Origin of the sequence: Rhizobium sp. BIGb0125, from assembly GCF_024810055.1 — a bacterium.
Lineage (GTDB): Bacteria > Pseudomonadota > Alphaproteobacteria > Rhizobiales > Rhizobiaceae > Agrobacterium.
On the sequence record NZ_JANUDV010000001.1, the window covers coordinates 828,968 to 854,022 of the forward strand.

The 25,055-nt window shown below is 55.7% G+C and carries 23 protein-coding genes; 11 read left to right on the forward strand and 12 right to left on the reverse strand.

Annotated elements, in window-relative coordinates; translation table 11 throughout:
• Nucleotides 1-18: 18 nt before the first annotated feature.
• Nucleotides 19-582, reverse strand: coding sequence for a GNAT family N-acetyltransferase (locus M2418_RS03740; protein WP_250981833.1), 564 nt, complete (start codon nt 580-582; stop codon nt 19-21).
• On the reverse strand, nt 579-1,469 hold the full coding sequence (serB, locus tag M2418_RS03745) for a phosphoserine phosphatase SerB (protein WP_259144470.1): 891 nt from the start codon (nt 1,467-1,469) through the stop codon (nt 579-581). The genes M2418_RS03740 and serB overlap by 4 nt, the downstream gene beginning before the upstream one ends.
• Between serB and miaA the strand changes: the two genes are divergently transcribed.
• Complete coding sequence (gene miaA / locus M2418_RS03750) at nt 1,468-2,364, forward strand: tRNA (adenosine(37)-N6)-dimethylallyltransferase MiaA (RefSeq protein ID WP_259144472.1); 897 nt, start codon at nt 1,468-1,470, stop codon at nt 2,362-2,364. The two genes, serB and miaA, sit on opposite strands and share 2 nt — an antisense overlap.
• On the opposite strand, the gene M2418_RS03755 is transcribed toward miaA, so the two are convergent.
• Nucleotides 2,365-4,347, reverse strand: coding sequence for an ATP-binding protein (locus M2418_RS03755; protein ID WP_259144478.1), 1,983 nt, complete (start codon nt 4,345-4,347; stop codon nt 2,365-2,367). It abuts the gene before it with no gap.
• A gap of 365 nt (nt 4,348-4,712) precedes the next feature.
• Between M2418_RS03755 and M2418_RS03760 the strand changes: the two genes are divergently transcribed.
• From M2418_RS03760 to M2418_RS03780, 5 genes are all read left to right on the forward strand, one after another.
• Entirely contained in the window at nt 4,713-6,506 is a 1,794-nt protein-coding gene (locus tag M2418_RS03760; RefSeq protein WP_192488568.1) for an acetolactate synthase 3 large subunit, read from the forward strand.
• Between the two features lie 20 nt (nt 6,507-6,526).
• Nucleotides 6,527-7,099: an acetolactate synthase small subunit gene (gene ilvN, locus M2418_RS03765; protein WP_192488569.1), complete on the forward strand. Its 573-nt coding sequence runs from the start codon at nt 6,527-6,529 to the stop codon at nt 7,097-7,099.
• A 64-nt stretch (nt 7,100-7,163) separates the two neighbouring features.
• Nucleotides 7,164-7,706: a tetratricopeptide repeat protein gene (locus M2418_RS03770; RefSeq protein ID WP_259144488.1), complete on the forward strand. Its 543-nt coding sequence runs from the start codon at nt 7,164-7,166 to the stop codon at nt 7,704-7,706.
• A 369-nt stretch (nt 7,707-8,075) separates the two neighbouring features.
• Nucleotides 8,076-9,086 (forward strand): ligase-associated DNA damage response exonuclease, encoded by a 1,011-nt coding sequence (locus tag M2418_RS03775; protein ID WP_259144913.1) that lies wholly within the window; start codon nt 8,076-8,078, stop codon nt 9,084-9,086.
• Between the two features lie 7 nt (nt 9,087-9,093).
• Nucleotides 9,094-10,728, forward strand: a complete 1,635-nt coding sequence (locus M2418_RS03780; protein ID WP_259144490.1) for a cisplatin damage response ATP-dependent DNA ligase — start codon at nt 9,094-9,096, stop codon at nt 10,726-10,728.
• 104 nt (nt 10,729-10,832) lie between these two features.
• Here M2418_RS03780 and M2418_RS03785 read toward each other — a convergent pair whose 3' ends face one another.
• Together M2418_RS03785 and M2418_RS03790 are read right to left on the reverse strand one after the other, a co-directional pair.
• Nucleotides 10,833-12,713, reverse strand: coding sequence for a methyl-accepting chemotaxis protein (locus M2418_RS03785; RefSeq protein ID WP_259144492.1), 1,881 nt, complete (start codon nt 12,711-12,713; stop codon nt 10,833-10,835).
• A 392-nt stretch (nt 12,714-13,105) separates the two neighbouring features.
• The gene (locus tag M2418_RS03790; RefSeq protein ID WP_259144495.1) at nt 13,106-13,951 is read right to left on the reverse strand and encodes an aldo/keto reductase; all 846 of its coding nucleotides are present in this window, start codon (nt 13,949-13,951) and stop codon (nt 13,106-13,108) included.
• A gap of 169 nt (nt 13,952-14,120) precedes the next feature.
• On the opposite strand from M2418_RS03790, the gene M2418_RS03795 reads away from it, so the two are divergent.
• Entirely contained in the window at nt 14,121-14,714 is a 594-nt protein-coding gene (locus M2418_RS03795) for a LysE family translocator (RefSeq protein ID WP_192488573.1), read from the forward strand.
• A gap of 6 nt (nt 14,715-14,720) precedes the next feature.
• On the opposite strand, the gene M2418_RS03800 is transcribed toward M2418_RS03795, so the two are convergent.
• From M2418_RS03800 to M2418_RS03820, 5 genes are all read right to left on the reverse strand, one after another.
• Nucleotides 14,721-15,506: an anti-sigma factor gene (locus M2418_RS03800; RefSeq protein WP_259144497.1), complete on the reverse strand. Its 786-nt coding sequence runs from the start codon at nt 15,504-15,506 to the stop codon at nt 14,721-14,723.
• Nucleotides 15,503-16,063, reverse strand: a complete 561-nt coding sequence (locus tag M2418_RS03805) for an RNA polymerase sigma factor (protein WP_192488575.1) — start codon at nt 16,061-16,063, stop codon at nt 15,503-15,505. Before M2418_RS03805 ends, M2418_RS03800 begins: the two co-directional genes overlap by 4 nt.
• Nucleotides 16,047-16,421, reverse strand: a complete 375-nt coding sequence (locus M2418_RS03810) for a hypothetical protein (protein ID WP_192488576.1) — start codon at nt 16,419-16,421, stop codon at nt 16,047-16,049. Before M2418_RS03810 ends, M2418_RS03805 begins: the two co-directional genes overlap by 17 nt.
• 112 nt (nt 16,422-16,533) lie before the next feature.
• Nucleotides 16,534-17,013, reverse strand: a complete 480-nt coding sequence (locus tag M2418_RS03815; protein WP_259144500.1) for a DUF2269 domain-containing protein — start codon at nt 17,011-17,013, stop codon at nt 16,534-16,536.
• Between the two features lie 6 nt (nt 17,014-17,019).
• Nucleotides 17,020-18,312 carry an SDR family oxidoreductase gene (locus M2418_RS03820; RefSeq protein WP_259144512.1) on the reverse strand — a complete coding sequence of 431 codons (1,293 nt, stop codon included), beginning with the start codon at nt 18,310-18,312 and terminating at the stop codon, nt 17,020-17,022.
• Nucleotides 18,313-18,416: 104 nt separating this feature from the next.
• Here M2418_RS03820 and M2418_RS03825 point away from each other — a divergent pair, with 104 nt between their 5' ends.
• Nucleotides 18,417-19,544 carry an ATP-dependent RecD-like DNA helicase gene (locus M2418_RS03825; RefSeq protein ID WP_192488579.1) on the forward strand — a complete coding sequence of 376 codons (1,128 nt, stop codon included), beginning with the start codon at nt 18,417-18,419 and terminating at the stop codon, nt 19,542-19,544.
• Between the two features lie 19 nt (nt 19,545-19,563).
• Here M2418_RS03825 and M2418_RS03830 read toward each other — a convergent pair whose 3' ends face one another.
• Complete coding sequence (locus M2418_RS03830) at nt 19,564-20,262, reverse strand: MerR family transcriptional regulator (protein ID WP_259144522.1); 699 nt, start codon at nt 20,260-20,262, stop codon at nt 19,564-19,566.
• A gap of 384 nt (nt 20,263-20,646) precedes the next feature.
• On the opposite strand from M2418_RS03830, the gene M2418_RS03835 reads away from it, so the two are divergent.
• Both M2418_RS03835 and M2418_RS03840 read left to right on the forward strand, forming a co-directional pair.
• Nucleotides 20,647-21,402, forward strand: a complete 756-nt coding sequence (locus M2418_RS03835; RefSeq protein WP_259144529.1) for a pyridoxine 5'-phosphate synthase — start codon at nt 20,647-20,649, stop codon at nt 21,400-21,402.
• A gap of 83 nt (nt 21,403-21,485) precedes the next feature.
• Complete coding sequence (locus M2418_RS03840; protein ID WP_259144531.1) at nt 21,486-22,751, forward strand: NAD(P)/FAD-dependent oxidoreductase; 1,266 nt, start codon at nt 21,486-21,488, stop codon at nt 22,749-22,751.
• Between the two features lie 82 nt (nt 22,752-22,833).
• Here the strand turns inward: M2418_RS03840 and M2418_RS03845 are convergent, their stop codons facing one another.
• On the reverse strand, nt 22,834-23,880 hold the full coding sequence (locus M2418_RS03845; protein ID WP_259144533.1) for an NAD(P)-dependent alcohol dehydrogenase: 1,047 nt from the start codon (nt 23,878-23,880) through the stop codon (nt 22,834-22,836).
• 188 nt (nt 23,881-24,068) lie between these two features.
• Here M2418_RS03845 and M2418_RS03850 point away from each other — a divergent pair, with 188 nt between their 5' ends.
• On the forward strand, nt 24,069-24,977 hold the full coding sequence (locus tag M2418_RS03850) for an AraC family transcriptional regulator (RefSeq protein ID WP_259144535.1): 909 nt from the start codon (nt 24,069-24,071) through the stop codon (nt 24,975-24,977).
• Nucleotides 24,978-25,055: the final 78 nt, after the last annotated feature.

A 25,055-nucleotide genomic window follows, 5' to 3' on the forward strand; every position in this document is an offset into this window, starting at 1 on the left:
CGTGCATTTTTAAAAAGCTCAAACTGACCGATCAAACCATTGTTGGCGCGTCATCGCATAGGTCACATGCCGTTTCAGGTGCGGATGGGTGTCGGGCACGCGCGGATGGTCAAAGTCGCGCTCGGGGCTGCGAAACAGGCCAAGCCGTTTCATGACGGCAGTCGAGCGGTTGTTGGCCTCAACCGCAAAGGATACCACTTCCGGCATGGCTTTGTCTTCAAATGCATTGGCCAGCAGGGCATTGGCGGCTTCTGTTGCGTAACCATTGCCCCAGAAACGGGTGGCGAAACGCCAGCCGATTTCCATGGTGCCGAAGGGGAATATGCCCTTCATGTCGACGGGGGCAATGCCGCAGAACCCCATCGGCTCCTGGCTTTCGCGCAGCTCCACCGCGTAAAAGCCAAAACCGGTTGCACGGATCATGTCGTTGACACGCTCAAGGGCAGCATCGGCTGCCTCATAGCTGTGGCGAAACGGAAAAAACTCCATGACCTTTTCGTCCGCGTTGATCTCACGGAAAAGATTGCGATCGCTCTCTTTCCATTCGCGCAGGATCAGACGTGGCGTTTCAAGCATCATCAAGCGGTAACAAAATCCGATTTGCGATAGCCCTGAATATAAAGAAGGGCGGTCAGGTCGCCGTGGTCGATGCGAATTTTTGCTTCGGCGGCAACGGCAGGCTTGGCGTGAATGGCAACGCCAGAACCGGCAAGGCCGAGCATACCGAGATCGTTTGCGCCGTCACCGACGGCAATGGCGTCATCCGTTGAGATGCCAAGCTTGCCAGCGATGTCGATCAGCGAATCGACCTTTGCCTGCTTGCCAAGAATTGGTTCTGCGACCGTGCCATCAAGCGCGCCGTTTTCTTCGCCCAACAGATTGGCGCGGTTTTCGTCAAAGCCCAACATGTCGGCCACCCGGCTGGTAAAGACGGTGAAGCCGCCGGACACCAGTGCGGTGTAATGGCCTTTTGCCTTCATGGTGGCAATCAGTTCCTTGCCGCCCGGTGTCAGGGTGATGCGCTTTTCAATGACATCATCAACAACGGAAACCGGCAGACCTTTGAGCAGGGCAACACGTTCACGCAGCGCCGGTTCAAAGGCGATCTCGCCATTCATGGCACGGGCGGTAATGGCGGAAACCTTGTCTTTCAGGCCAACTTCGGCTGCCAGCTCGTCAATGCATTCCTGGCCGATCATGGTCGAATCCATATCGGCGATCAGCAGTTTCTTGCGGCGGGTGTCCTGGTCCTGAATGACGATGTCGACGGGCGCGCCATCAAGGGCTGCTTCAACCGTCTGGCGGGCTGTCGTTGCATCGGTGCCGTCAGCAAGTACGATATCGCACGCTATGCCATCTGCCAGCCAATAAAGACCGGAAGCATTGAGTGCCTTTGCCACCTTTTCTCCAAGGGCCGAAGTAACGACAGGATTTGACGGATTGGCAATAAGCGTGGCAACGAGAGCCATGATGAAAAACCTTGATGACGATATCGATGCGATCCTGATAACCGGACCGACGGCCAGCGGCAAGTCCGCGCTTGCACTTCGTCTGGCGCGGGAACGCAATGGTGTGGTGATAAATGCCGACAGCATGCAGGTTTACGATACGCTGCAGGTGTTGTCCGCTCGCCCGTCCGAGACGGAGATGGAAGGCGTTCCGCACTTTCTCTATGGCCATGTGCCGGCAAGCCAGCTTTATTCCACCGGCGAATGGTTGCGGGATGTGACCGCACGTCTCGAACAGTTGAAAAACCAAGGACGTTTTCCGGTTTTTGTCGGTGGCACCGGGCTTTATTTCAAGGCGCTGACCGGCGGGCTTTCCAACATGCCGGCCGTTCCCGACGATATTCGCGATCTTTATCGCACGCGCCTTATCAATGAAGGTTCGGCCGCATTGCATGCCGAGCTGGCGCAGCAGGACCCTGAAGTTGCCGCAGTGCTGAATGTGCAGGACGGGCAGCGTATCGTGCGGGCGCTGGAGATATTCAAGGCGACCGGCCAATCGATCGCCCATTTTCAGGGAACAAGCGGCCCCGTCATCGTCGATCCGGCGCGGGCGCAAAAATTCGTGGTGCTGCCCGACCGGGCGGTGCTGCATGACCGTATCAACAGGCGGTTTGAACTGATGATGGAGAAGGGGGCTGTGAAAGAGGTCCAGGCTATTCTGGCACTTAACCTTGCACCGGATGCAACGGCGATGAAGGCCATCGGTGTATCGCAGATTGCCGAGATGCTGGCCGGACGTTTGACACGCGAAGAGGCGATTGAGCGGGCGTCTGCTGCAACCCGCCAATATGCCAAACGGCAGATGACATGGTTCCGCAACCAGATGGGCGATGATTGGGAGCGGATCGCGCCCTGATCAATCCTTGCGATACAGGCTTCCGAGTGGCTTTTTCAACAAGCTTTCTCTCAGCGAACCAGCCTTTGGCAGGCCGGACGAGGCGCCCGGCTGCTGATTTGCTCCGGCGCTTTTGAAGGCGCTGGTACCAGGCAGCATTTCCGGCCGGTAGGGCTCATAGGACTGGTCAGATTCCGTTGAGCGGATTTCCTTGTTCCAGCTTTCCAGTTCCGCTTCGCTGGCAATTTCGTCGTAACTGTCCTGAGGCAATTCCGCGAAATGGTCCTGTTCTGACGTGCCATAGGTCGCTTCAAAACTCTGCTGGAAGTTGGAGATGTCAGGGCCTGCCTTGGAGCGCATACGGCTGACGATGGTGCTGAGGTCCATGGTGCCGGGCGTGGGATCTTCAATCCTGCTGGAGGCGATTGCTGCCTTTGGCAGATTGCCCGCTGCAAGGCGGGTAAACTTCATGCGCATCGGAACGGCAATCGCTTCACCAAAGGCAATCGCTTCGCCGTTGCCGATGGAAGACAGGAAACTCATGGTCGAGAGCGACGAATTGGGCATGGCCGAGCGGATGATATCTTGATCTCGCTCATTGGAAAGGCGCATGGCGAACAGTGTCGAGCACTGCGACAGAATGGTCTGGTCGAGCTCACCCGGACGCTGGGTAATCACACCAAGCGACACACCATATTTACGGCCTTCCTTGGCAATGCGGGCAATAGCCTGGCGGGTTGGCACGAAGCCAAGCTCCTGATCTGCGGGTACGTAACGGTGTGCTTCTTCACAGACCACCAGCATGTGAATGGCGCCGTTGCTCCACAGTGCAAGTTCGAATGCCATGCGGCATAGCACTGACACCACAGAGTTGACGACCTCTGATGGAATGCCGGCAAGCTGGAAGGTGGAGATTGGTTTGCCATTGCCGGGAATACGGAAGATGTGGGCAATGGTCTCCATGATCGTGTCGCTGATCGTGCTGTTGGAGAACATGAAGTGGTAGCGCGGATCATTGATTGCGGAAATGATCCGCATTTTCAATGAACGCAGGAACGGTTTGTCGCTGCGCCCTTCTAGGCGGCCAATACGTTCGTCGATCAAGGCCAGTAGGTCGGCAATACGGTAAGGGACTGGCGTATCAGCGGTGATGGAGCTTTTGTCCGACGGGCGTCGCATCGGCGCGCTTTCGGAACCGCGAAAGGCCCGCTTGGCGTCAGGAATAATGTCACGCAGCACATCGAGTTCTTCCGGTATCGGCTTACGGCCGCGGAACAGCACCTCGGCAAATTCCTCAAGCCGCATTAGCCAGAAGGGCAGGTCGAGCGTGTCGGTGTCGATCACAACAGAATGTTTGGGGAAGGCGGCAGCAAATTCATTATGCGGATCGAGAATCAGCACACGTAGTTTCGGGTCGGCCTCGATTGCCTTTTGCAGCAGCAGGGAGACCGCACTTGATTTGCCGACACCGGTCGAGCCGACAACCGCAAAGTGCTTCGACAACATCGAGGGAATATGAATGGCGGCATCAATGGCCTCGTCCTGCGAGAGACGACCGACGATGCAGGTGCTGTCCTGTCCACTGTCATAGATGCGGATCAGGTCTGCGGAACGGATACGGTGAACGATGGCGCCCAGATGCGGATATTGCGAAATGCCTGTGGTGAAGGTTTCGCTGCCGTCGGGCTGTCGCTGGATTTCACCGAGAATTTCAGCTTCGACATTGAAGTTGTTGTTTTCGTCTTCCCGCCACTGATGGTGTTGGGTGTTCATGGCGTAGGTCAGGGCAATCACGCGGTTCTGGCCGACCGCAATGGTAATCAGTCGCCCAACGGACCACAGTTCCGTCAGGTCGGTTTTCCCGTCGGCAGCGACGCTCGACAGGGTGGCGCGGGAACCGGTGCAGGACACGACACGGCCCAGCATACGGTTGGCTGCGCTATGTTCATCGCGTCTGTCTTGCTCTCCGGCCGTTGCCGATTTGCGAAGGTCGTCGTTGAACATGTGTTTCCCTGAACTTGTCTTGCTATTTTTTGTTGGGAAAAAGCTACCGGTTCGACTTTAATAACTCGTAAGGATTTTGCGAAACTTTCTTACGGAAAATGCCGATTTCTGGAACGAAATGAAATAGAAGCTGATTTTTTTAGCAACATACGTTGACGGATAATGCTTTTCTGGCTAACACTCCGACCCATGAAAAATCTTAACGTACTTATCGTGGTGGGACGGCGCATGGGCAGGATGGTGTAACCATCCGGCGAAAGCTCCCATGCGCTAAAACAGGCTCCTCAAGGGGCCTTTTTTTATGTCTCGAAACGGGCCAACTGGTCCAACGATATTCCAAAGCCAGAAGCGGGATGGAAAAGGCAATGACGGATAAGGAAACCACAGACAACAGCAACCGTATGACAGGAGCGGAAATCGTTCTCCAGGCGTTGAAGGACAACGGCGTGGAACACATTTTCGGTTATCCCGGCGGTGCTGTGCTTCCAATCTATGACGAGATTTTCCAGCAGGACGACATTCAGCACATTCTCGTCCGTCATGAGCAGGGTGCAGGCCATGCGGCAGAGGGTTACGCCCGCTCCACTGGCAAGGTTGGTGTCATGCTTGTAACCTCCGGTCCAGGTGCCACCAACGCGGTTACGCCGTTGCAGGACGCATTGATGGACAGCATTCCTCTGGTTTGCATTTCCGGCCAGGTCCCTACATCTCTCATCGGTTCTGACGCGTTTCAGGAGTGCGATACCGTTGGTATCACGCGCCCTTGCACCAAGCACAACTGGCTGGTCAAGGATGTAAACGAGCTGGCTGGTATCATCCACGAAGCGTTCCGCATCGCACAGTCTGGCCGCCCAGGCCCTGTTGTTGTCGACGTTCCCAAGGATATTCAGTTTGCCACCGGTACCTACACGCCACCGTCGGCTGCCGTTTCCAAGAACAATTACAAGCCGAAGCTTCAGGGCGACGTTCATGCGGCTCAGGCTGCGGTTGAACTGATGGCGCAGGCCAAGCGTCCGGTTTTCTACACCGGCGGCGGCGTTATCAACTCCGGTCCGGAAGCCACCCGTTTGCTGCGCGAACTGGTTGAACTGACTGGCTTCCCAATCACGTCGACGCTGATGGGTCTGGGTGCCTATCCGGCGTCTGGCGACAAGTGGCTGGGCATGCTGGGCATGCACGGTTCCTACGAAGCCAACATGGCCATGCATGATTGCGACGTCATGATCTGCGTCGGCGCTCGCTTCGATGACCGTATTACCGGCCGTCTCAACGCGTTTTCGCCAAATTCCAAGAAGATCCACATCGATATCGATCCGTCGTCGATCAACAAGAACGTGCGCGTTGATCTGCCGATCATTGGCGATGTTGCCCATGTTCTGGAAGACATGGTTCGCCTGTGGCGCGCCATGGCGAAAAAGCCAGAAAAAGCACAGACACAAGAGTGGAACGAGCAGGTTGATCGCTGGCGTGCCCGCAATTCCTTTGCCTACAAGAACTCCAAAGACGTCATCATGCCGCAATATGCGCTTCAGCGCCTGTATGAGGCATCCAAGGGGCGTGACACCTTCATCACCACGGAAGTCGGCCAGCACCAGATGTGGGCGGCCCAGTTCTTCGGTTTTGAAAAGCCAAACCATTGGATGACGTCGGGCGGTCTCGGCACCATGGGTTACGGCCTGCCTGCTGCTATTGGTGTTCAGGTTGCGCATCCGGAAGCTCTGGTTATCGATATTGCCGGTGACGCCTCCATCCAGATGTGCATTCAGGAAATGTCCTGCGCCATCCAGTATAACCTGCCGGTCAAAATCTTCATTCTGAACAACCAGTATATGGGCATGGTCCGCCAGTGGCAGCAGCTGTTGCACGGCAACCGCCTGTCCAACTCCTACACCGAAGCAATGCCTGACTTTGTCAAGCTGGCGGAAGCCTACGGTGCCGTTGGCATGTATTGCGACGATCCGAAGGAACTGGACGACAAGATCGCCGAGATGATTGCGGTCAACAAGCCGGTTATCTTCGATTGCCGCGTTGCCAACCTTGCCAACTGCTTCCCGATGATCCCGTCGGGCAAGGCCCACAATGAAATGCTTCTGCCGGACGAAGCGACCGACGAAGCCGTTGCCAACGCTATCGATGCCAAGGGCCGTCAGCTCGTTTAAGGATCGGGAGGAACATAGATATGAACGCACACCTACAACCCACCGGCTCCGCGTACTTCATTTCGAAGGAAACCGCTGCCATTGAAAACCACACGCTTTCGGTTCTCGTCAGCAACGAGCCGGGTGTTCTGGCCCGCGTGATCGGCCTGTTCTCCGGTCGTGGCTACAACATCGAAAGCCTGACGGTTTCCGAAACCGAACATGAGGCGCATCTGTCGCGCATCACCATTGTCACGCGCGGCACACCTCTGGTTCTTGAGCAGATCAAGGCGCAGCTTGAACGTATCGTTCCGGTCTACCGCGTTGTTGACCTGACGGTGCGTGCCCGTGAACTGGGGCAGGAGCGTCCGATTGAACGTGAAGTGGCGCTTCTCAAGGTTGTCGGCGGCGGTGAAGACCGCGCCGAAGCTCTGCGTCTGGCCGATGCTTTCCACGCCAAGGTGGTTGATGCGACGGTCGAGCACTTCATTTTCGAGATCACCGGCAAGTCCTCGAAGATCGACCAGTTCGTCGCCATCATCAAGCCACTCGGCCTGATCGAAGTGTGCCGTACTGGTATCGCTGCCATGAACCGTGGTTCGCAGGGCATGTAAAAAACGGGAGCACCAGAGAACTGAAATCAAGTCTTCTGGTGCTCAAATTTTATGTTGATGCTCCATGGTTTTAAAACGTTATCCTTTTTTGCTGGTTCTGCCGTTCGTTGGCATGATTGTGCTGGGAATGCCCAGGTTCTCAAGCGCTGACGAACTGGAACGGGGCAATGCAGCTTTCGTTCAAGGCGATTATCCAGAAGCTTATAAAATCTGGCTGGTAGACGCTGAAAATGGAATTGCCAATGCGCAAGTGGCACTGGGCTCACTTTACGCTTACGGTCGAGGAGTTCCGCAAAGTGACGCTGAGGCTGTGAAATGGTTCCGCCGCGCAGCCGATCAGGGATCACCCGATGGTATATATGCTTTAGCAATGGCCGTTTATGCAGGCAAAGGTGTCGAACGTGATCTAGTGCTTTCTGTCCAGTTGATGGAAAAGGCTGCACAAGGTGGAAATAGTTTTGCTCAACTTATGCTATCGGCATTCTACGAGCAGGGCGTAGGTGTTGAGGTTAACGCAGAGAAAGCGAAGTATTGGAAAGATCAATATACAGCGCAATCTGCCAACCTCGAGGGGCAAATCCTGGATCGCGTACAAAACGGTAACTGAATGAGCCATGCGCTTTTTAAGGGCATGGCTTTTTGACCGTCAGAAGATCTTTGCATTGTAAAAACACCGGAACAAAATGACCTCAGGGCCGTTCGCAACAGACCGTTGCGGGCGGCTTTTTTGTTTGAAAGAATGCTGGCCAATACGTTCCTTCCTCATTCCTGTGCTTGTCACAGGAATCCAGTCTGCCCAAGTCTTTGGGCTGAAAGAAGTTTTCGACGCGTGGACACGCGTCCGCTGGATTTCTGTGACGAGCACAGAAATGAGGGTGGCAAGGTATCCGTTTCAATGACCCAAGGTGTCGGCGGGTGTGACGTTCGGATAATGAAATGCGTAATATCAGATCAAGGGGCTTAGTTTTCATTGATGATAAAACCGGAAGCCCTGCTTTATCCCACGCCGGATGGTCTTTATTGCCCCGAGGGTAATTTCCATATCGACCCAGTGCGTCCGGTGAGTCGGGCGCTGATTACCCACGGCCATTCGGACCATGCCCGCGCAGGTCATCAGCATGTTCTCGCGACTCGCCAGACGCTCGATATCATGCGCATTCGCTACGGTGAGGATTTCTGCGGAAGCGAGCAGGCGATTGCGCACGGTGAAACCGTCGATATCAACGGCGTCACCATCCGTTATTATCCGGCAGGCCATGTGCTGGGGTCGGCGCAGATCGCTGTCGAAAAATCTGGAACACGCATTGTGGCATCCGGTGACTACAAGCGCAGCCCGGATCCAACCTGCGAAGATTTCGTGCCTGTTACCTGTGATGTGTTCATTACCGAGGCAACCTTTGGTCTGCCGGTTTTTCACCATCCGAACCCGAGAGATGAAATGGCGAAACTGCTGCAGTCGCTGAAGCAGTTTCCAGAGCGTACCCACATTATAGGCGCCTATGCGCTGGGCAAGGCGCAGCGCGTCATCATGCTGCTGCGCAATGCCGGATATGATGCGCCGATCTATATCCACGGTGCGCTTGCCAGGCTGTGCGACTATTATCTGTCGCAGGGCATCCCGCTTGGGGATTTGCGACCAGCAACCGTGGAAAAACAGGACGCAGGCATATTCAAGGGCGCTGTTGTCATCGGGCCGCCCTCGGCCTTTGCCGATCGCTGGGCGCGGCGTTTTTCTGATCCGGTGCCGGCTTTTGCATCCGGCTGGATGATGGTGCGCCAGCGGGCGCGGCAACGCGGTGTGGAGCTGCCGCTGGTGATTTCCGACCATTGCGACTGGCCTGAACTGACGCAGACGATCCGTGATACCGGCGCCGGTAATATTTGGGTGACGCATGGTCGTGAGGAGGCACTGGTGCGCTGGTGTGAGCTGCACGGCATTGCCGCGAAACCACTGCATCTTGTTGGTTATGAAGACGAGGGGGATTGAGAGACATATGTATGCTTTCGCCCAGCTCCTCGACCGTTTGGTTCTCACACCATCCCGCAATGCCAAGCTGACATTGCTGACCGATTATTTTCGCGCCACACCTGATCCTGACCGCGGTATTGCACTGGCAGCCTTGGTTGGCACGCTTGACCTCAAGGGCGTCAAACCGGCCATGATCCGCGAACTTGTACTTGAGCGCATGGACGAGGTGCTGTTTCGCTACTCCTATGACTATGTTGGTGACCTTGCCGAGACCGTTGCGCTGGTCTGGGATCAGGGCGAGATAAAACCGGAAAAGTCGGGTCAAGACCTGCCGTTGGGCGAAGTCGTGCAGCAGATGCAGACGCTTGGCAAAATAGAAATCCGCAATGCGGTGCGTGGTTTGCTGGACAGGCTGGACACATCAGGACGTTTTGCCTTTCTCAAGCTTGTCACCGGCGGTTTGCGTATCGGGGTGTCTGCCCGTTTGGCAAAACAGGCGCTGGCGGAACTCGGCTCGAAAGACATCACCGAGATCGAGACGCTGTGGCACGGTTTAAAGCCACCCTATGAACCGCTGTTTGCGTGGCTTGAAGGCAAAAGTGACCGGCCTGTTCTGGCAACGCCGGCAATTTTCCATTCCGTCATGTTGTCTACGCCGGTCGGCGACAATGATCTCGATGCGCTTGATCCGGCGGATTACGCCGCCGAATGGAAGTGGGATGGCATTCGTGTGCAGTTGTCGCGTTCGTCCGGCACATGCCGCCTTTATTCGCGTTCCGGGGATGATATCTCAAATGCATTCCCTGACATTGTCGACGCGGCGGATTTTACCGGTGTGATCGATGGGGAGTTGCTGGTGGGAGGTACATTCACCTCGAACCGGCCAACTGCCAGCTTTTCCGATTTGCAACAGCGGCTAAATCGCAAAACGGTTTCCGGTCGCATGTTGCAGGATTATCCGGCCTTCATTCGCGCTTACGATCTTTTGTTTGAGGATGATGTCGATATTCGCGGCCAGAGCTTTGTCGAGCGACGTCAGAAGCTGGAAAGCCTGATTGCTGGAGCAAAGCCGGACCGTTTTGACCTGTCACCACTTGTCCCATTTTCCTCATGGGCTGAACTGGAGCGGCTGCGCGCCGATCCACCAGATGCGGTGATCGAAGGCATCATGCTCAAGCGGCTGGATAGCACCTATCAGGCCGGGCGGGCAAAAGGACCGTGGTTCAAGTGGAAACGTGACCCTTATAATGTCGATGCGGTGCTGATGTATGCGCAGCGCGGCCACGGCAAACGCTCCAGCTATTATTCCGATTTTACCTTCGGTGTGTGGATGGCAGGCGAGGGTGGCGATCAGCTGGTGCCGGTCGGCAAGGCCTATTTCGGTTTTACCGATGCCGAGCTGGATGTGTTGGACAAGTTTGTACGCGACAATACGGTGGAGCGGTTTGGTCCGGTGCGCTCCATTCGCGCCGAACCGGATTTCGGATTTGTCGTCGAAGTGGCTTTTGAGGGCATCAACCGCTCCGGACGTCACAAGTCAGGGGTCGCCATGCGCTTTCCGCGTATCTCTCGTTTGCGAACCGACAAGCTGCCACGGGAGGCCGATAGGCTGGAAACGCTTGTCGCCATGATTGACGGCGGAGCCAACTTGCCAATCTGATTCATGTTTGTGGCATTTTGATTCAGGAAACAGGCTCAACATACTGAAAAGCCTCCCACAATGTCTGTTGTGGGAGGCTTTGTCATTTGTGTCAGATGACTGGATCAGCCGAATTTCCGACCAAAGGACGAGGCCAGTTTCTGTCCCAATGCGCGGGCCGGAGACTGTACTGGTGTGGAATATTCATTGGCTGTGGCAATGCCATATGAGTTGCCATTGTCCAATTTGAACTGCGACAGCAGCGATGTCAGCGCAGCAGCCTGTGTGGCAAGGCTGTTGCTGGCTGCAGTCGATTGCTCGACCATTGCGGCGTTCTGCTGGGTGCCCTGATCCATCTGGTTGACGGAGGTATTGATCTCCGAAAGGCCGGTCGACTGTTCCTTGGCAGAGGTGACAATCGAATGGACGTGTCGGTTGATTTCCTGGACTTCCGCGACGATGGATTCCAGCGTGCGACCGGTTTCACCGACCAGTTCGACACCCTGGCGAACCTGTTCGCTGGAGGTGGTGATCAGCGCCTTGATCTCTTTTGCGGCTTTGGCAGAGCGCTGTGCCAGTTCGCGTACTTCCTGTGCAACGACGGCAAAGCCCTTGCCAGCTTCACCGGCACGAGCTGCTTCCACGCCCGCATTCAGCGCCAGGAGGTTGGTCTGGAACGCTATGTCATCGATGACTCCGATGATGTTGCTGATCTCGTTGGATGAGCTTTCGATGCCCTGCATGGCGACGACCGCCTTGCGGACAACCTGACCGGACTGTTCAGCGCCCAGACGGGTCTGCGATACCAGTTCACCGGCTTCGCTGGCGCGAACGGCGGAATCCTTGACGGCGGTGGTCACCTGCTCAAGGGCTGCTGCAGTTTCTTCAACTGACGCGGCCTGCTGTTCGGTACGCTTGGACAGGTCTTCGGCGGCGGATCGGATTTCATTGGCACCGGCATCGATCATGCGAGCGTTGTCGCCAATCGAGCTGAGAACGCCATGCAGCTTGGCGATGGAGGTGTTGAAGCTGGTACGCAGCTGATCCAGCTGACCGGCAAACTTTTCCTCGATGCGGTAGACCATGTCACCCGCTGCCAGACGGTCGAGCGCCGTGCCGAGATTATCGACGGCAAACAGAACTTCGGCAGCTTCACGGGCCTTCTGCTCTTCGCGGGAAAGGCGCTCTTTTTCGCTGAGGCTGCGGTTGGCTTCGGTTTCGTGCTCCAGACGTTCACGCTCAATCGCGTTCTGGCGGAACACCGTAACAGCGGCAGACATATCGCCGATTTCATCCTTGCGGCCACTATGCGGAATGGCGCTGGCGTTATCGCCTGCAGCCAGCTTGTTCATGGCATCGGTGATCTCGGTGATCGGACGGGAAATACGGATATGGCTCAGCACTGCTGCGGCGATCGCGATCAGCGTTGAACCGATGATCGCCAAAATGGTGACAGTGTTGGCAAAGCTCGCCGTCTTTTGTGCGCCAGCTGCTGCTTCCCGACCGAGGCTGCTGTTCAGATCGAGGGTGTCGTTCATCTTGGCAACGGCCTCTTGACCCATCGGCGTCAGGGTCTGCTGGATGTAACCCTTGGCTTCGTAGAGTTGGCCATTGTTGATATATTCGATGAATGCCGCGCCAGCAGCTTCATATTCAGTCACGGATTTTTCAGCGATAGCGAATTTTTCCACCAAGGCTGGCGAGGTGATCGTTGCGCCAAATTCATCGGCAGCCTTTTTGCGGTCTGCCTGTGCCTTGTGAATGGCAGCAATAGCTGCATCGACTTCTTCAATCGTGCCGGCACTCATGCCCTGCACATAGGCGCGTCTTACGTCGCCGAACAGCATGTTGATTTGCGACAACACTTCGGAACGGGCCAGGCGATGATTGACGCCTTCCGTTGCATCCTTCAGGTTTGAAATTGAATTGAGGGCAATTGCTCCTTGCGCGACGCCAAGCACAACGAGAAGGCCAAATAGGCCGGGGAGGAGTGTCTTGATTTTCATGTTTGTCAGCTTTGTTTCACCATGGCGCACATTGTCGATGAATTACCTACAATCCTGTGCTTGTTTTTGTTTTAGCGCGATGGTTGTGTAAAGAATGGTTAAAGCCGGCGGCACAATTTTGAACGGGTACTTTAGTGTCGTTTATTATAATAATTTCTAATGTTTTTTCATTTGGTTAAACGCGCTATTCCTGTGGTTGAAGGCCGCAAAAAATACCCTGTATTTTGATAGGTCTGATTGAAAATACACAACCAAAAAATAGATTTTTGTGTTTCTGAATTTTGGCGAAAAGCCACGAGAAACGTGCGCGACCTTTGCGCACATTTTTCACAAAACGGTGAACTGCGAACGGAATTTAAGTGGGCAAATAACGGCGTGAGATTCGTGCGCTGCTAAAGCATTTCCAGTGGCATTTTTTTCGCCGGTGGCGGAAAGGCGGCATCCAGTGCATCCCAATCCTCATCGCTGATATCAAGACCAGCGGCGCCTCGGTTTTCCTCGACGCGCTGCGGATGGCTGCTTTTGGGAATGGCAATCACGCCATCGCGCTCCAGCAAAAAGGCGAGGGCAATCTGTGCAGGAGTTGCCTGGTAGGCCTTGGCGATACGGATCAGTTCGGCATTGCGCAAAATACGGCCTTGTTCAATCGGCGAATAGGCCATCAGCGGTACGCGGTTTCGCTGACACCAAGGCAATAGATCGTATTCCGGTCCGCGACGGGACAGGTTATAAAGCACCTGATTGACGGCGCAGTTGCCACCACCTTGAACGGCAAACAGCTCTTCCATGTCAGAGGTGTCAAAGTTTGAGACACCCCACTCGCCTATCTTTCCTTGCTGTTTTAAGGTCTCGAAAGCGGCGACTGTTTCGCGCAGCGCATGTGGCCCACGCCAGTGAAGGAGATAGAGGTCGATGAAATCGGTGCCCAGCCTTTCGAGGCTTCGGTCGCAGGCGTTGATTGTGCCCTTACTGTCGGCATTCCATGGGTACACCTTGCTGACCAGAAACACCTGATCGCGTCGCCCTGCAATCGCCTTGCCGACCACCTCTTCGGATTTGCCATCGGCATACATTTCTGCCGTGTCGATCAATGTCATGCCGACATCGATTGCCTTTCGAATGCTGGCAATCTCATCCGGTTCGCTGCGCGGTTCTTCGCCCATCATCCATGTGCCAAGGCCCAGTGCGGGAACATTCACGCCGGAGGGCAGGCTAACAGTTGGAATGTCTTCTTGCATGGGGAACCCTTCATCACTGGCGGGCGAGCCCGCAGACAATAGAATCAAACCGGTCCGGTGTGGCATCTCCGTTGGCGCAATCTATCAAAAAAAGTGACTGTTGTTATGACGGTTTGCGACTGGTTCTTATGGCACGCGGTGGGTAATCTGGCGCACCTCTGGAGGTCGCATGACTATCGAAACATTTCTGGCGCTTGTCCTTTTTGCCTTTACCACGTCCATCACACCCGGACCCAACAACATGATGTTGTTCTCTTCTGGGGTGAACTTCGGCTTCCGTCGAACGGTTCCACATATGCTGGGCATCGGTGCCGGATTTCTGTCGCTACTGATTGGCGTTGGTTTTGGGCTGGGTGCCTTGTTGCATTCTGTGCCGATGCTCTACACGGCGTTGAAATTCGCAGGTGGTCTTTATCTTGTGTGGATTGCCTGGAAGATAGGCATGTCGCGCAGCCTCTCCGAGGGCAAGACCGGGGCCGCACCGATGACCTTTCTGGGAGCTGCCGCGTTTCAATGGGTCAACCCGAAAGCTTGGGTGATGGCAGTGACAGCCATGGCGACCTATACGGATGAGCGCCAGTATTTCACCACCGTCCTGCTGGTGGGGGTGGCCTTTGCCGCCGTCAACCTGCCAAGTGTTTCCACCTGGGCAGGTTTTGGCTCCGCGTTGCGGGAATGGCTTTCGGTGCCCGTGCGGTTAAAGTGGTTCAACATCACCATGGCGGTGCTTCTGGTTCTCAGCCTCTGGCCAATGCTGAAATAGCGTTGGTCAGGTCGGAAACTGGCGGTAACATTCCTCGGCGATACGGCGCAAATCTGTGTGCGAGATTTCGCCCGACACGGCATAACCAATATCATTGTCGATCCAGTAGAAGGTCGACACACCGTCGGCATTTGCCAATCGGAAACTGGTTGTGCGGTTTTGCGGATTACGGCCCACCAGCACGGTCACACGTTCACCGCTGCCGTTCTGGTACATCAGCATGGCGCCGGGTTTGCCACTGACCGGCACCAGCCTGCCGCCAACCAGCTCATACCCCACTGAGGTCAGGTCAGGGACGGTGAAAGGATACCCTAAACGTTTGCCAAGCCAGGTCGACAGATGTGCCTGCTGGTCTGCTCCGACTTCGACGGGATGGCGGACTTCGCTGGCATAGATGAGATAGGCAGATTCTGCCTGTGTCGAAATATCGGCCACGACCTGCGTCGTCCGAAGCGGATCTGCTTTTTGAGGCAGCAAGGGTACAAATTGCCCGGCAACGGCGCCAGCGCCAAAAATCAGACAGGCGGCAGCAGCACGCATCAGGACGGGCATAAGGCGACGGCCACTGTCTTGCAGGGTATGTAGCAGTTTGTGGTCGTCATATTTTGCCGTGTGGTAGGGGGCGAACGCCTGTCGCAGGGCCTTGGCGTGGTCGTGCCAGTCCGTAACCTTGGCGCGGTCCTGCGGGTTCGACTCGAGCCACTGCTCCACGCGGGCGTGGTCTTCGGCACCCAGCAGTCCGTCTGCATAGGCGTGAAGATCGCTTTCCGTTATGGCATTGTCTCTCGTCATTTCGGTCTCCGCAGTGGTATGATATTGTCCTCGCTCAGATGAATTCGCACCGTTTCTCGCGCTCTCGAAAGGCGCGACATCACGGTGCCGAGCGGTATATTCATGAGGTTTGCGACCTCCTGATAGCTGTAACCTTCTACCGTCACCAACATCAAAACAGCACGCAGGTCAGGGTTCAACTGGGCAAGGGCATCATGCAGCCGCTTGTTTTCCAGCGTATCGCTTGCCGGTTCGGTCACCATTTCGTTTTCGCAGGCGTTGATATTCTCAGACGGATGGCGTTTTTCCGCCCGGTAACGGTTGCGGGAAATATTGGTCATGATGGCATAGGCCCAGGCTTTCATCTGCGATCCGCGCCACTGCTGCTTTTTGGACAAGGCGTGTTCCACGCAATCCTGCAGCAGGTCTTCCCCGTCACTGTCAGAGCGGGAAAGACTGCGGGAATACCGACGTAACAAGGGCATCAGGGCCAGCATTTGGCCCTCGAACGAACTGTCGGCGGGAGCTTTGGGCTCCCGCCTCTCGTTATTGTTCATGCCGTCATGGCTTTGCGACATGCCAAACTCCACCGACGCCATCTCCCGTGGCGTCACCTTCCTTCATGTCCTTGACCCAATAATACAACGGTTTGCCATCCTTGGCCCACTGTTTTGTTCCATCCTTGCGATCAATCACGGTGTAACCGTTGCCAGCCTTGTCGTCGGCCTTTGCCATCAGTGGCGGCCAGTTGGTCGCGCATTTGTCGTAGCAATTGGACACGTCTTTTTTGTCGTTCTGGAACGTGTAAAGCGTCATGCCCTTGTCGCCGGCAAGAACTTCGCCCTTGTCGGTTTTCACGGTCTTCAGCATGGGGGCAGCATAGGCCGTGCTGGCAACGGCCAGCATGACAACAGGAATGAGTGCGAGCGTTTTCATGGAGATCCTCCTCGTTTGGTGCGGCGAAACAGCCGGTCACATGGAGTAAGACACCAGAGGAGGCGGATTTATTCCGTGGTTTGGAAAAAATCTTTCCATGCCGTTTCGACGTTCAGTTCCAAAGCGGAATGTCGGGTTTCATCAACATCAGCCAGAATATGCCGATGACGGCAAAGAAGGCTGGAAAACCGCAGGCAAACCAGATGCGGTAAAGCCGGAACCACTGTGCTGGCAATGGCGTGTTATCCTTTGCGGCAAGGCGAGCAATGTCACGCAGCCTGATCTGTATCCACACCACCGGCAACCAGAACAGGCCGGTAAAGACATAAAGCATAAGCGACAGGAAGACCCAGCCTTCTGTCAGCGGCCAGCCGATGCTTTTAGCCAACAGGTATCCGGTGATCGGTTGGAAAATGGCGGCCGTTGCCGTGAACAGCGTATCGGCAATCACTACCGTGCTGCTGACATGGGCAATCAATACAGGGTTTTCGGTCTGGCGTGCCACGACCATAAAAAATGCAATGCCGGCACCGGTGCCCAGAAGTACGGTTGCGCCAATGACATGGGCAAGGCGGATAATTTCTTCCAGCATGGTGGCCTATCGTTCGTCTAATGTCGCGAGCGCGACCAGTGTGAGCAGGATGGAGGGCAGGACTTTGACAAGCGGCCCGAGCGGATCAAGCCACAGTCCCGGTTCCAGCAAAGTGCCGCCAGCCAGATAGGCGGCGGTAACCAGCAACATGCTGAGCATGGCCCTGCGTGCAAAAGGTCGCACCAGAACGGCGAGGCCCAGCGCCATGTCCAACACACAGGTGGCGACGGTAATAGTGACTGCTGCCATGGATGGCATGAAGGGCAGGAAGTGACCGGATGCCCGCGGCAGGTCGAAAAGCGGGATCAGGCCAGACAGCAGCCAGAACAGCGACAGGCACAGAATGATTGCCGGTTTCAGAAGATACAGTCGTGCAAACCACAGGTCCTGCACACCTGAAGGGCTTGCCTGTAATGTCTGATGTGCGGTTTTCAGCAGCACACCGTAATGTCTGGCATCTGTTCTGGCAGAGGTAATGACGCCCTCCGACATGACTTGCATCGCGGTGGAACGAAGGGGCGAGCGCCAACCGAGACGTCCAGCCAAATCTGCCAACCAGCTGACCGGTCGGGCGATGGCGGGTGGCAGCGAAATGATCCGCGCAGTCGGCAGGCCCAGCCATTGGCGGTGCAGAAGAACAAGCGAGCCGAGTGTATGCTTTTCATCGGCAGCGAGGTCGACGTCGCTTCTGGGAGGTATCGATCCGCTGAGTGCTAAGAGAACCATCTGCGCAACAGCGCCGATGGCAACAGTTTGAACAGGGCTGTCTGCGTGGGTGAGCGGCAATATGCGTGGCATGCTGGCAAGTGCGCGCAGCAGCGATGTTCCTCCATGTGAATTGCGGCCGATGACCAGTGCCGGTCGCAGAATGACGTAAGGTAGCCCACTTTCGACAAGTGCTTCATCAGCGCGTCGTTTGGTGGCGAGGAAGGGCAGGGATGATGCTGCACCTGCGGTTCTGGCGGATATCTGGATGATCAACCGGCCACCTGCAGCCTGTGCCGCCTGATAGAGCGCCAGCATGGATTTTTCCTGCGTGGCGGCGAGATTGTCGGCCAGGCCATCCTGCAGGGCGCCGGCACAATTGACGATGGCGTCATGACTTTCCACAAGTGCCTGCCATGCCGATGGTTCGCCCATGGGCGCAAGATCGGTGCTGACCCATTGCATGTCTGGTAACTTGTATTTTGTCCGCTGAGGGTCGCGTCCAAGACCGGTAACCTGATGGCCTTGCAGGGCAAGTTTCCTTGCAATCTCTGAGCCGATGAAACCTGTTGCGCCGAGAATCAGTATCTTCATGGGGGCATTTTAGGCGCTATTGCCTTCGCTGGCACGCATGGAAGGAAAACTTCCACGGAGAGTTTGCGGTTGCGCAGTTGCCCCGAATCCTGCGAAGAGAGCGCATGCAATTTTCACCGCAACAGGACGAGGCTCTTAAAGCCGTTTCGCGTTGGCTCAAGGAAGGCCGTTCGCAGGTTTTCAGGCTTTTCGGTTATGCCGGAACGGGCAAGACGACGCTTGCCAAACATTTCGCTGAGAATGTGGATGGCGACGTGTTGTTTGCGGCCTTTACCGGTAAGGCGGCACAGGTGCTGCGTTCCCGCGGCGCGTCCAATGCCCGTACCATACATTCGCTGATTTATCGACCACGTGGTGAAGAAGCCATCGAAAACGAGGAAACCGGCAAGACGTCCATCGCACCGATGTTTTCCATCAACCGGCAAAGCCCGTTGGCCAAAGCTGCTCTGATCATTATCGACGAATGCTCGATGGTGGACGAGCAACTGGGCAAGGACCTGATGAGCTTCGGCACGCCGATCCTTGTTCTGGGTGATCCCGGCCAGTTGCCGCCGGTGACCGGTGGCGGTTATTTCACCGAGCAGGAACCGGATTATCTGCTGAGCGAAATTCATCGTCAGGCCAAGGATAACCCGATCATCCAGCTGGCCATGGATGTGCGCGAGGGTCGCGAGATCATGCGCGGCGATTATGGTTCCGCGCAGGTGATTTCCAAATCCGAGGTGACGCAGTCATTGGTGCTGGACGCCGATCAGGTTCTGGTTGGTACCAACCGCACCCGTCGTCGTTACAACCAGCGTCTTCGCGAGTTGAAGGGCTTTTCGGCCGATTACCCCCAATCGGGTGACAAGCTGGTATGCCTGCGCAATGACCCTGCCAAGGGCCTGCTGAACGGCTCGCTCTGGCAGGTGATGAGTTCATCGCGCGAGACGGTAAAACCCGGCATCAACCTGATGATCCGTCCCGAAGACGACGATATGGATCGCGGTGCGGCAAAGATCAAACTGCTGAAAGCGGCGTTTGAGGAAAGCGAAACCGAAATTCCCTGGACGACGCGCAAGCGTTACGACGAGTTTGATTTCGGTTATGCGCTGACTGTGCACAAGGCGCAGGGTTCGCAGTGGAACAATGTTGTGTTGTTCGACGAGAGTTTCGCATTTCGCGACAGCCGCGAGCGCTGGCTTTATACAGCCATTACCCGCGCGGCAGAAACACTGACAATCGTTCGATAGGGCGACTATTCCCATTCTTTCAAGCGGGTATGATTCCAAGCAATACGGCCTTGGCAACCGCTTGAAAGCGGTTGTTGGCGCTAAATTTCTGGATAATGCCCAATTCGATTTTCTGCAGTTCTTCCGTGCGCAGGCCAACGGCACGCGCCAGACGAACGGAGGCATAACCTTCCGCCATCAGTTCCAGGCATTTGCGTTCGATGTCGGTCAGTATGATCGTATCTTCAGGTGATGGGCCGGTTTGAACCGTGTCATCATCGTCATCCGGTGCAAGCAGATTGCTGATCTGTTGCATTTGCCGGCGCATGGTTGAAAGATCAGCCGTCAGTTCGCGTTTGCGGTTATTGAGCAAATCTTCGAACAGCGCTGTCGCTTCCACTTGAGAATCCGCATCAGCCAGCTTTTCCATGAATTCCTGAATGACCGCAACGGGAATGCCCACTTCGCGGCAGGTGTTGACCAGCGCCATGACATTTACGTCGCGATGCGAATAGATGCGCATCAGGCCAGAACGGCGGGAGGACAGCAGTCCTTTTTCCTCGTAGAAATGCAACGTTCTATGGGTGACGCCAAAAAGATTAGCCATCTCTGCTATTCCAACCGGCTCTGGCGGCAAGCGTAGGGATAGTTTGAGGTCTGGCAAGAAAATATGTTCGTCATAGAGCGACGACTTCGCTTTCGCACGTATTTGACTGTCGGGCGTATTTTCCTTCTGCATAAGGTCTCCCCCCTCCATGCGTGAATATCTTTACAGCATTCCTTCTTGATCAGTCGCTACATTCCATGAATGAACAGCGCGAGATTGGCCCTCTCGCGTGTCTGGTCTTTCATTTTTGATGTCTGGAGTGAAATGTTTGCCTGGCGCAATCACGAGGTGTGCCACTCACAAGGCGAGCGTCGTTTGTGTGATTGGTCCTATGGTCGGCAACATCTCTCACAGGCGGCATTCCTTTCAGCGGATTGCGCGAATTTAGTATAATGAACCCATTTCTGATTCTGTTCCATGCCGAATACATTTTTTTCTGGTTGTTGCGTTTGTGTTACTGCATCCTTGATAAAAGAGAGTACTCACTCCTGATTTGCTTTTCCAAGGGCTGCCGTCATGCCAACCACTTTATCCGTTAATCTCAATGCCATAGCTATGCTGCGCAACAGGCGCGGTCTGCCCTGGCCGGATGTCGAGCATTTTGGTCGACTGGCGCTTCAGGCCGGTGCCAGCGGTCTGACAGTACATCCGCGGCCAGACCAACGCCACATTCGGTTTTCTGATTTGCCTGTGTTACGCGCCCTGATTGATGACGAGTTCCCGCAGGCGGAGTTCAACATTGAGGGATATCCAACGGAAGAATTTGTGTTGCTTTGCGAACAGACCCAGCCAGAGCAGGTGACATTGGTGCCGGATGATCCGTCGCAGGCCACGTCCGACCATGGTTGGGATTTTCACAAACATTCAGGGCTCCTGAAAGAAACCGTCGCGCGTCTGAAAGCCGGTGGCATGCGCGTGTCGCTGTTTGCCGATGGTGACGGAGACCGTTCGGCCGTGGAACTGGCTGCTGAGACCGGTGCCGCACGTATCGAACTTTACACTGGCCCGTTTGGCGGGTGTTACGACGATCCGGCAAAAGAGGCAGTACTTCTTGAGGCTTTGGGCCAGACGGCCGATCACGCCAAGGCGCTAGGGCTTGCGGTCAATGCCGGTCATGACCTGACGGTTGCCAACCTCCCGGCACTGGTCAAGCGCATTCCTTATTTGGCCGAGGTCTCCATCGGTCACGGGCTGACTGCGGATGCCCTGGAATATGGCATGGTCGAGACGGTGCGGCGTTTTTGCCGCGCCTGCGGTCAGGATATTTCATAACTATCGTCAAGTTTTGGCTTTATAAATTGGGCCTGCGCATTCCCATGCGCGGGCTTTATTTATTATGACCAAGGGGCAGTTTTATGCAGGAACATCATGTCGTTGTTGTCGGAGGCGGGTTTGGCGGGCTTCAGCTTGTACATGGTCTGAAAGGCGCGCCGGTTCGCATAACGCTGATTGACCGACGCAATCACCACCTGTTCCAGCCACTGCTCTACCAAGTCGCATCCACCGTTCTCGCCACATCCGAAATCGCCTGGCCTATTCGCCTGCTGTACAAGGACCGCAAAGAGGTCACCACCCTGTTGACTGAGGTGACCGGCGTCGACCGTGCCGCAAAAACCGTGCAGTTGAAGACCGGTGAAAACATTGGTTACGACACGCTGGTTCTGGCAACCGGTGCACGCCATGCCTATTTTGGCAATGACCAGTGGGAAAGCGTGGCGCCGGGTCTGAAGACCCTGGAGGATGCCACGACGTTACGCCGTCGTTTGCTGCTGGCCTTTGAAAAGGCCGAGCTCAGCAATGACCCGGCGGAGCGCGAAGCGCTTTTGACCTTCGTCATCATCGGCGCTGGCCCGACCGGTGTGGAAATGGCCGGCATGATTGCCGAGTTGGCGCATAAAATTCTTCCACCGGAATTCCGCCGTGTTGATACCACCAAAGCCAAGGTCATTCTGGTGGAGGCTGGTCCACGTGTATTGCCGGTGTTTACCGAAAAACTTTCCGCTTACGCCAAAGATGCTTTGGAAAAGCTTGGCGTACAGGTTTCGCTTGGCACACCGGTTACAGCCTGCACGGATGAAGGTGTGACAATTGGAGATCGTTTCGTGGCTTGCCGCACCGTGGTGTGGGCGGCAGGTGTGCAGGCATCTCCCGCCGCGCAATGGCTTGGCATCGCGGCCGACCGGGCAGGGCGCGCCATCGTCGGGCCAGACCTGACCATTGAGGGTGATCCTGACGTGTTCGTGATTGGTGATACGGCCGCCGTAACACAGCAAAGCGGCAAGCCGGTGCCGGGTATAGCGCCAGCGGCAAAACAGCAGGGTAGTTATGTTGCGAGACTCATTGTTGCCCGTCTGGCTGGCATGCCATTCACAGCACCGTTTCGTTACAGGCATCAGGGCAATCTGGCGACGATCGGTAAACGTGCCGCCGTTATCGACTTCGGCAAGTTCAGCCTCAAGGGCGGGCTTGCCTGGTGGATCTGGGGCCTTGCCCACATCTACTTCCTGATCGGCACGCGTTCGCGCCTTGCGGTGGCATGGAGCTGGTTGTGGATCTATCTTAGCGGTCAGCACAGTGCCCGCCTGATTACCCAGAAGGAAACTCTCAAAGACGAGGCGTGACACCACGCGTCTGATACAAACGAAAAAGGGCAGGATGCATATCGCATCCTGCCCTTTGTGTATTCAGGCCATTGGTCGGCAATCAGGCTGGCAGTGTCGCCATATCGATGACGAAGCGGTAACGAACGTCGCTCTTCAGCACGCGCTCATAAGCTTCGTTGACGTCCTTGATGTCGATCTTTTCAATTTCCGAGACAATGTTGTGCTTGCCGCAGAAATCGAGCATTTCCTGGGTTTCCTTGATCGAACCGATCATCGAGCCGGAAAGGCTTCTCGCGCCGACGATAAGCGAGAAGGCGTGAACCGGAATGGCATGCTCAGGCGCGCCAACCACAACCATGTTGCCCTTTGGCTTCAACAGGCCGAGATAAGCGTTCCAGTCGATGGCCACACCTGCAGTGCAGATGATCAGGTCAAATGTACCAGCCAGCTTTTCGAAGGTCGATGCGTCGCTGGTGGCGTAATATTCCTTCGCACCCAGCTTCAGGCCATCTTCACGCTTGGAAAGCGTTTGCGACAGCACGGTAACGTCTGCGCCCAGTGCAGCACCGAGCTTTACGCCCATGTGGCCAAGACCACCCATGCCGACAATGGCAACCTTCTTGCCCGGACCAGCTTCCCAACGACGAAGCGGCGAGTAAAGCGTGATACCGGCGCACAGCAGTGGTGCGGACGCGTCGAGCGGCAGGTTGTCCGGGATCGACAGGACATAACCTTCCTTGACAACGATATGGTCGGAGTAACCGCCCTGCGTTCTGGTTTTTCCATCGGCATCGTTGTCGTTATAGGTCTGGACGAGACCTGGCATGTAGTGTTCGTTGTCGAGATCGCGGGTGGCGCAGCCGACACAGCTGTCCACGAAGCAGCCAACGCCGACGTGATCACCGACCTTGAAGCGTGTGACCTTGGAACCGACAGCCTTGACGACGCCGGCAATCTCGTGGCCAGGAACGATTGGGAAAACGGCGTTTTTCCATTCGTTGCGGACAGTGTGAATGTCGGAGTGGCAGATGCCCGCATATTTGATGTCGATGACAACGTCATCGTCATTCGGCTCGCGACGTTCAAAGGTAAAAGGAGTGAGTGGCTTCGACGCATCCGTCGCAGCATAACCTCTTGCAATAGCCATCTGAAGTTTCCTTTCAGGTTTGGGAAAGCGATGGCGGATACTGCAATGAAAATGCGCTGTGCCGTTAGAGCGATCCTCCAGCCTTTTTGCACGATCCTGCAAATTGAAGGAGTGTGGCCTTTGCGAAAAGGCCGCCATAATCTAGATGTAGCCTACCGGATCCGTTCTTTCTCGATGAGACTTGACCAATGACGCTGCCTTTCAGCCCCTATCATGAAATCGCTTCGATCGCTGCGCGTTACGCGCCTGTTGACGGGGAGGTGCAGACGGCCGTTGACGGTCTGGGTATCAGCAAACGTTCGTCACCCAGTGCGCCGTGCCATGGTAGCTACCGTCCTTGTCTTGCGATGGTCATTCAAGGCGCTAAAAGCCTGCAACTGGGCACAGACACAATCAATTACGCCGCGGGTGACTATCTGCTGAGTTCGCTGGACCTGCCTGTCGCATGGCGTGTGGTTGAGGCCAGCGAACAGGTTCCGCATTTCTGCATCACGCTTGCTATCAGCGGCGAAAAAGTGCTGGATCTTATGGCTCGCGCCCATATCCGGCGGCGTGCGGAGACTGCAACCGGCCAGCGTGGCATTGTCGTCAATGCGGCAACACCGGAACTTCTCGATGCAACCACAAGGTTGCTCCGTTTGCTTGATCGTCCATCCGACATTCCAGCCATGGCGCCGCTGATAGAGGAGGAAATCCTCTACCGCGTGTTGACTGGGCCAGCTGGTGAGCAGTTGATGGGCATCGTTGCCGCCGACACACATGGCAACCGCATTGCCCGTGCCATTGCCTGGCTGCGCGAGAACTTTGCCCGCCAGTTACGGATTGAAGACCTTGCCGATCATGTCGGCATGAGCGTGTCGTCCTTTCATCATCACTTCAAAGCAATCACCGCAATGACACCGGTGCAGTACCAGAAACAGCTTCGCCTGCAGGAAGCACGGCGGTTGATGTTGCTGGAGCGGCTGGACGCCGGTACTGCCGGTCACCGTGTCGGTTACCAAAGCCCATCGCAGTTCAGCCGGGAATACAGCCGTGTTTACGGCCTGTCGCCAGCCCGCGATGTCGAGGCGTCGCGCGAAAGCATGGCTGCGGAATAACGAGACTGGATGCCGCAAGGTTAATAAGTGGCGATTCCGGTATGTTTAGAATCTGTTGGCGCGGTTTCTTCGAGCAAA